This is a genomic window from Staphylococcus sp. EG-SA-2 (assembly GCF_017152085.1).
The window spans coordinates 1-933 of record NZ_JACYHC010000927.1; the positions used below are offsets into that span (position 1 = coordinate 1).

1 pseudogene is annotated in these 933 nt (G+C 36.7%); it reads left to right on the forward strand.

The window, feature by feature from the left end:
* Window positions 1-933 (forward strand): annotated as a pseudogene (gene hisI, locus IDG60_RS16275) (phosphoribosyl-AMP cyclohydrolase); the annotation flags it as partial.

Below are 933 nucleotides of genomic sequence, written 5' to 3' on the forward strand. Positions count from 1 at the left end.
AGACATCTCTAAGACGGAAGAGGGTCATAGCTTAATGCTAGAAGTGATTGAACAGACAGCGTCACGCTTGTTTATCCCTCTTACTGTAGGGGGTGGGATTCAAAGTCTCGATGATATTACCCAATTGTTAAATCATGGTGCAGATAAAGTATCATTAAATTCAAGTGCTTTAAAAAATCCACAGCTCATTAAACAAGCGAGTGATAAATTCGGTAGACAATGCATCTGTATAGCAATTGATAGCTATTATGATCCTGAAAGAAAAGCACATTATTGTTGTACGCATGGTGGTAAAAAAATGACAAATATTAAAGTATATGACTGGGTACAGCAAGTAGAACAGTTAGGTGCAGGTGAGCTCCTCGTTACAAGTATGGGACATGATGGTATGAAACAAGGATTTGATATTGAGCATCTTGCAAAAATAAAATCCCTTGTAAATATTCCAATCATTGCTTCTGGTGGTGGTGGCAATGCACAACACTTTGTAGAACTATTTAATCAGACGGATGTTTCTGCAGGTTTAGCTGCAAGTATATTACATGACCGAGAAACGACGGTTCAATCAATTAAAGAAGTGATACGGCAAGGGGGTATAGCAGTAAGATGACCAAATATAAAATTGATTTTAGCAAAGGTTTAGTGCCAGCAATTTTACAAGATAATCAAACAAAACAAGTATTGATGTTGGGTTATATGAATCAAGAAGCTTTTGATAAAACGATAGAAGATGGTGTGGTATGTTTCTATTCGCGGTCGAAACAACGTCTATGGACAAAAGGTGAAACATCTGGTCATACGCAACTTGTTAAAGATATTCATGTAGATTGCGACAATGATACTATTTTAATTGATGTCATACCAAATGGACCAACATGTCATACAGGCAGTCAAAGTTGTTTCAACACAGAAGTTCCATTTTCAGTGCAAACA